Source organism: Streptomyces sp. FH025 (genome assembly GCF_017427025.1).
In the GTDB taxonomy this organism is placed as follows: domain Bacteria; phylum Actinomycetota; class Actinomycetes; order Streptomycetales; family Streptomycetaceae; genus Kitasatospora.
This window is the reverse complement of record NZ_JAFLNG010000497.1, coordinates 1-5,847: the sequence shown is the minus strand read 5'-3', so window position 1 is coordinate 5,847 and position 5,847 is coordinate 1. Positions and strand designations below refer to the sequence as shown.

Annotated in this window: 6 protein-coding genes and 1 tRNA gene; 5 read left to right on the top strand and 2 right to left on the bottom strand. The window is 73.5% G+C overall.

What is annotated here, in order from left to right; genetic code table 11:
• Positions 1-18: 18 nt before the first annotated feature.
• From trmB to J0670_RS27680, 5 genes are all read left to right on the top strand, one after another.
• Complete coding sequence (trmB, locus tag J0670_RS27700) at positions 19-771, top strand: tRNA (guanosine(46)-N7)-methyltransferase TrmB (RefSeq protein ID WP_374223182.1); 753 nt, start codon at positions 19-21, stop codon at positions 769-771.
• Between the two features lie 117 nt (positions 772-888).
• Complete coding sequence (locus J0670_RS27695; RefSeq protein ID WP_207814425.1) at positions 889-2,202, top strand: PrsW family intramembrane metalloprotease; 1,314 nt, start codon at positions 889-891, stop codon at positions 2,200-2,202.
• A gap of 50 nt (positions 2,203-2,252) precedes the next feature.
• Positions 2,253-2,326 (top strand) — tRNA-Met (locus J0670_RS27690).
• A gap of 200 nt (positions 2,327-2,526) precedes the next feature.
• Positions 2,527-3,369: a hypothetical protein gene (locus J0670_RS27685; RefSeq protein WP_207814424.1), complete on the top strand. Its 843-nt coding sequence runs from the start codon at positions 2,527-2,529 to the stop codon at positions 3,367-3,369.
• 390 nt (positions 3,370-3,759) lie between these two features.
• Positions 3,760-4,914: a hypothetical protein gene (locus tag J0670_RS27680; protein ID WP_207814423.1), complete on the top strand. Its 1,155-nt coding sequence runs from the start codon at positions 3,760-3,762 to the stop codon at positions 4,912-4,914.
• Here J0670_RS27680 and J0670_RS27675 read toward each other — a convergent pair.
• Both J0670_RS27675 and J0670_RS27670 read right to left on the bottom strand, forming a co-directional pair.
• Positions 4,911-5,357, bottom strand: coding sequence for a GNAT family N-acetyltransferase (locus J0670_RS27675; RefSeq protein WP_207814422.1), 447 nt, complete (start codon positions 5,355-5,357; stop codon positions 4,911-4,913). The genes J0670_RS27680 and J0670_RS27675 overlap by 4 nt on opposite strands.
• Positions 5,358-5,382: 25 nt before the next feature.
• On the bottom strand, positions 5,383-5,847 hold a 465-nt coding region (locus J0670_RS27670), incomplete at its 5' end, for a class I SAM-dependent methyltransferase (RefSeq protein WP_279383078.1).

Below are 5,847 nucleotides of genomic sequence, written 5' to 3'. Positions count from 1 at the left end.
GCCGCCTACCCCGCGCCGATGTACCCGCACAAGGCCACCGAGGCCCAGCACCGCGAGCGGCGCATCCGCAGCTTCCAGCCGCGCCGGGGCCGGATGACCAACGCCCAGGCGGGCGCCCTGGACAGAAGCTGGGAGCGGTACGGCATACCGATCGACGGCACTCCGCTGGACCTGCGGGAGCTGTTCGGCGACCTGCCGGTCACCCTGGAGATCGGCTTCGGCATGGGCGAGACCACCGCCGCGATGGCCGCCGCCGACCCGTCGATGGGCATCCTCGCCGCCGACGTGCACACCCCCGGCCACGGCAACCTGCTCGGCATGCTGGAGCGCGACGGCTCGGAGAACGTCCGGCTGGCCGCCGGCGACGCCGTCATCCTGCTGCGCGACATGCTGCCGGACGCCTCCCTGGCCGGGCTGCGGGTCTACTTCGCCGACCCGTGGCCCAAGCCCAAGCACCACAAGCGCCGGCTGATCCAGCCGTCCTTCCTCGACCTCGTGCTGCCCCGGCTCGCCCCCGGCGCCCTGGTCCACTGCGCGACGGACTGGGAGCACTACGCGGAGCAGATGCTGACCGTGCTGTCCGCCTCGCCGGAGCTGGAGAACCTGCACCCCGAGGGTGACGGCAGCAGCTGGCTGGAGCCCGCGGACCACCCGGACGGCAGCATTCCGGGCTACGCTCCCAGGCCGGACTGGCGACCGCTCACCAAGTTCGAACGGGCCGGGATCGCCAAGGGCCACGTGGTTCACGACCTGCTGTTCCGCCGCCGCTGAGCCGTCCGCCGCCGTTCGAACGGGCGGCGGCGCACCCCGGCCGAAATCCCTGCCCCCGCGGGAGGATCCGCCCCGACTCCTCCCGACGGGCGGTCACCGTGTCCTACCCTGTGCCGCATGGGCGACCCGCCCGGCGGCGGGCCCCGGACGCCCGTCCACACCGCCGCCGACGCACCGGCGACGGTTCCGCGCACCGGCGACACCCGGACCATCCCGGGGCCCCGGAGGCGCCGGGCCGACCGGCCGCTGCCCCATCCGACCGGCACGTCCGCGCCCGCCCTGCCCTGGTCACCTGCGACGGCTCCGGGCCGCGGCCGATCGATGGCGATCTCCTCCGTCACCGCGACCGCCGTACTGACCCTGGTCGGCTGCGGGGTGCTGATCCTGCACCTGGTCCAGCGGCAGACCGGCACCGTCGGGCTGCTGGTCGGCCTGGGCCTGGCGGTGGTGCCGCTGCCCTTCGTGCTCGGCGGCCTGGCCTGGCTCAACCTGACCGCCCGGGTGCCGCTGCGGCACACCGTGTTCTGCCTCGGCTGGGGCGCCTGCGCGGCCACCACGGTCGCGATCCTCGCCAACAACTGGACCGCCAGCTACCTGACCTCGCACCAGGGCCCGCTGGGCGAGCTGCTGGGCGCCGGGGTCGCCACCCCGGTCATCGAGGAGAGCGCCAAGGCCACCGCCCTGCTGGTGCTGCTCCTGCCGCTCGGTCAGCGGCTGCGCTGCCGCGGCCGCCGCACCGGGCGCCCCTGCGCGCCGATGCTGCACCGGCCGCCCGCGCCCTGCGGGCCGCGCAGGAGCCGGTGCGAGCGCGGGCCGCACATCCGGGGCGGGCCGCGGCTGCGCCCGTACCTGCGGCCGCTGCCCTACCTGCGCCCGGCCCCGCGCTCCGGCGGGGCGCCGCACGGCCGCTCCCGGCCGCGCACGCTGGCGGCCGGGGTGGTGCTCGGCGGGACGGCGGCCTGCGGCTTCGCCTTCACCGAGAACGCCCTCTACCTGGGCCGGGCCTTCAGCAGCGACCAGCGGCACCGCCTGGACAGCATCGGCCTCGGGGATCCGCCGAGCCTGCGCGACTTCGACTCCACCGTGCAGACCTTCGTGCTGCGCGCCCTGCTCTCCCCCTTCGCCCATCCGCTGTTCACCGCGCTCACCGGGATCGGCCTGGCCGTCGCCCTCACCACCGGGCGGCGCTGGCTGGCCCGGCTGGCCGCACCGGCCGGGCTGCTGCTGGCGATGGCGCTGCACGGCACCTGGAACGCCGCCGCCGGCCTGGGGACGGACGGGTTCCTGGTGGTGTACGGGGTGCTGATGGTGCCGTGCTTCGCGGCGCTGGTCTGCTTCGCCGCCTGGACGAGAGCCCGCTCGGCCCGGCACGCCGCGCGCCGCGACCGGCGGCCCGAGGGGCTGTCCCACGGGGCCGGGGAGCCCGCCTGAAGAACCGATTTCCCATCTCGGCGACTTCCACGTATTGTTGTGTTCACCGACGCGGGGTGGAGCAGCTCGGTAGCTCGCTGGGCTCATAACCCAGAGGTCGCAGGTTCAAATCCTGTCCCCGCTACTCAGTAGCCGAAAAGGCCCGGAGGATTCTTCCTCCGGGCCTTTTCGCATGCCCCGACACCGGCAGAGCACGTTCGTGCCACGAAGCCGTAACGGGCACCCGATCCAAGATCGGCTCCCAGGGAACTCACCGATACTGCTGAGGAAAAATCCAGCAAGTTGGGGAACGGCCGGGCCGTTCCCTGGATAAGGAAGCACCTCATGCTGTCGAAGCGCCTCGCGGCCTCCGCCGCGATCTGCCTGCTCCTGGGGGCCGGCACGGCCGCCTGCGGTGACAACAAGGACAAGGCCGCGGGCTCCGCCGCCGCACCGTCGACCGGCGCCGCGGCGGCCGCGACGCCGACCGCCACCGCCCCCGCCACCCCGACGCCGACCGCGGCCGCCGCACTGGACACCGACAGGCTGTCCGCGCAGGAGATCCAGAAGAAGGCCAAGGACGCGCTGGCCACCGCCACCTCCATGAAGATCGACGGGAGCTTCGGGTCCGCGGACGGCGTCATGAAGATCAACCTGGCGATGGACACCAAAGGTCAGTGCCAGGGCACGATGGGCCTGCCCGGCATGGGCTCGTACGAGCTGATCAGCGACGGCAAGCAGTACTTCATCAAGCCGGACGCGCAGTTCTGGAAGACCTTCGGCGGCCCGAAGGGTGACGCGGTCGCCGAGCTGTTCAAGGGCCGCTACCTGACCGGCTTCCAGAACGACCCCAAGATGAAGGACCTCGCCGAACTCTGCGACCTCTCCGTGGCGAGCAAGCAGATGCTGGATGACGGCCGCGCGGGCGCCCCCACCAAGGGCAGCGCGGGCACCGTCAACGGGGTGAAGACCTTCAGCCTCAAGATGAAGGACGCCAAGGGCCAGCAGTCGTTCCTGCACGTCGCCACCGAGGGCAAGCCGTACCCCGTGCGGGTGGAGCAGACGACCGGCAAGGACGCCGGCAAGATCGACTTCCTCGACTTCGACAAGCCGCTCACCATCACGATGCCCTCGCCGGACAACGTGGTCGACTACACCAAGTTCCAGGACAAGGTGAAGAGCGTCTGAGTCGCGAATAATCCGTTGCCGCCCGGACGGTGGGGTGCCTATGGTGGGCCCACACTGAAAGGAGGTGATCCTGAGTTGAGTTCCATCAGGATGCGTGAGGTGGCTGCTCGCTAGAGCCGCCCCTGCCTGCGCAGGGTGAGGCCCCAGAGGCCTCCGGCAGGCGAAATCCACAGCAGTCACCCGGCCCGCGGGCTCACCGGTACATCCCCGGTGCCTCGGCGCCAGGCCAGTGCACGGGCCTGCGTCGAGGAGCAGCCCGCGGGCCGTCTGCGTTCCCGGCCGCCGGCCGTGCCGTAGCGGCGGCGCCCCGGAGCGTTCCCGCGGTGGGGCCGCGGCGCTAGAGTCGGCGCGGACTCCGCAGCGGAGTGGCGCGGACACAGGGGGTGGGCGATGGCGAAGGCGCGACGGCAGGTCGGTACGTCGGCGCTTCGGGCGGTGCACTGGACGGCCGCCGGGGTGCCGGTCGGGACGGGTCTGCTCGGGCTGCTGCTGTTCGCGCTCGGCCGGGAGGAGGTCTGGCAGGCGCTCGGCGGCGGGCTGGTGGTGGCCGGGGCCTCGGCGGTGCTCGGCGGCGCGCTGGGCTTCCTGTTCGGGGTGCCCCGGGTGCGCGGCGGCTCCGGTGAGCCGCAGGGGTCGTACGCGCCGAACACCAACCTGGAGCAGGTCTCGGACTGGCTCACCAAGGTGCTGCTGGGCGTCGGACTGACCCAGCTCGGCTCGCTCGGGGAGCGGCTGCACGCGCTCGGTACGGCGCTGGCGCCCGCGCTCGGCGGGGAGGACGGCGCCGCGGTGCCGTTCGCGGCCGCGCTGGTCCTGTACTTCCTGGTCTTCGGCTTCCTGGCCGGCTGGCTGGTGACCAGGCTCGCGCTGCCGCGGGTGCTGAACGACGCGGACCAGGCGCTGGACCTCTTCCTGGCCGGGCAGGACCGCGACCGGCGGGGCGACAAGGTCGGCGCGGACGACCTGCGGATGCGCGCGATGCACCAGCTCGGGTTGCTCGGCGACAGCGCGGCGCAACCGGCGGCGCTGGCCACGCAGTTGCCGCCCTCCTCGGGCTCCCCCGCCGGGCCGGAGGGCGTGGTGGCGGAGGTCCGCTCGACCGCGCGGCGTTCGGCGCTGACCGCCGACCAGGTGCGGGACCTCTTCGCGGACGGCTCCGAGGGCCGCCGGATCCAGGCCCTCGCGCTGATGCAGGGCGACCCGTCGTTGGCGGACCTGCCGAGCGTGCTGGACGCGATCGAGCACCCTCGCTCGGGCTTCGAGCAGTACCACGCGCTGCTGGCCGCCCGGGGGCTGCTCTCCTTCCTGCCCGGCGCGGAGGCGCAGCGGCTGCGGGACGCGGTGGCGGCGCAGCTGGTCGACCCGCGGGGCATCCCGTACGGGTCGGACCGCAGCTGGCTGGCGGAGAAGATCCTGTCCCGGTTGCAGGCGACGGCCTTCGTCCCGGCGCAGCCGGCCGGCCCGTCGCCGGCTGCGGCCGCGCCGCCGTCCGCGCCGTCGGTCGCGCCGTCGTCCGGCGACGGCTCCCGGGGCGGCGGCTCCTAGACGGTGAAGCGCAGTTCGGGCTGCTCCCAGGGGGTCTTGACCTGCGGCGGGCGGGTGCCGGTGCGCTCGGCGCCCATCCGCAGGTAGAAGCCCTCGGCGGGCGGGTGGGAGACGACCTTGACCGAGGCGATCCCGGCCGCCCGGGCCCGGTCGAGCATGTCCGTGATCAGCTTCCGCCCGATGCCGAGCCCCTGGGTCTCGTCGGCGACGAACATGAGGTCCAGTTCGGCCGGTTCGCGGATCAGCCCGTAGAAGCCGAGCAGCCGGTCGGTGTCGGCGTCGACGGCGAGGAACACCTCGTGGCGGGCGAGGTAGTCGGGCCTCATCCGGTAGCCGTCGATCATCGCGAAGTACTCGCCCCGGTAGGCGGAGGAGGCCTGCATCAGTGCGGTGAGTCGGTCGGCGTCGGCCGCGTCGGCACGCCGGATCGTCGTCTCGGTCATGCAGCGAGTATAGGGGTGAATATGCCTAGTGACTATTACATGCTGACCGACGGCGATGGTCGGCCGCGCGCAGCACCAGCACTTTCCGGCTCCGGCCGTCCTCGGCCCGGGGAAGGCGGCGGACCTCGCTGGCTATCCGGCGCTCGCCGAGCGCGTGGCGCAGCCGGTCGAGGTGGCCGCAGCGGCGGCCGTAGCCGTCGCACAGCGGCTGCACCCGCACCTCGCCCGCCGGGGAGGTCACCCGGACCAGCTCGGCCAGGGCGGCCAACTGGTGCTCGGGGCCGAACAGTTCGGGGTAGGCGAAGAGCAGGAAGCCGCTCAGGGCGAGGGCGAAGGCGCCGTCCGCGAACGGCAGCCGGGGCAGTGCGGCGGCCACGTACCGCTGCGGGTGGACGGCCGAGTCGGCGGCGAACAGCCGGCGGGCGCGGTCCCAGCCGCGCAGGTAGCGCTCCACGCGCTCCACGCGGTACGGGCCGTGCGGACCGTACGG

Excerpts from the sequence above, each read along its gene's own strand:
- J0670_RS27680 (WP_207814423.1), top strand. The coding sequence starts at position 3,760 with ATGGCGAAGGCGCGACGGCAGGTCGGTACGTCGGCGCTTCGGGCGGTG.
- J0670_RS27685 (WP_207814424.1), top strand. The coding sequence starts at position 2,527 with ATGCTGTCGAAGCGCCTCGCGGCCTCCGCCGCGATCTGCCTGCTCCTG.
- trmB (WP_374223182.1), top strand. The coding sequence starts at position 19 with ATGTACCCGCACAAGGCCACCGAGGCCCAGCACCGCGAGCGGCGCATC.
- J0670_RS27695 (WP_207814425.1), top strand. The coding sequence starts at position 889 with ATGGGCGACCCGCCCGGCGGCGGGCCCCGGACGCCCGTCCACACCGCC.
- J0670_RS27675 (WP_207814422.1), bottom strand. The coding sequence starts at position 5,357 with ATGACCGAGACGACGATCCGGCGTGCCGACGCGGCCGACGCCGACCGA.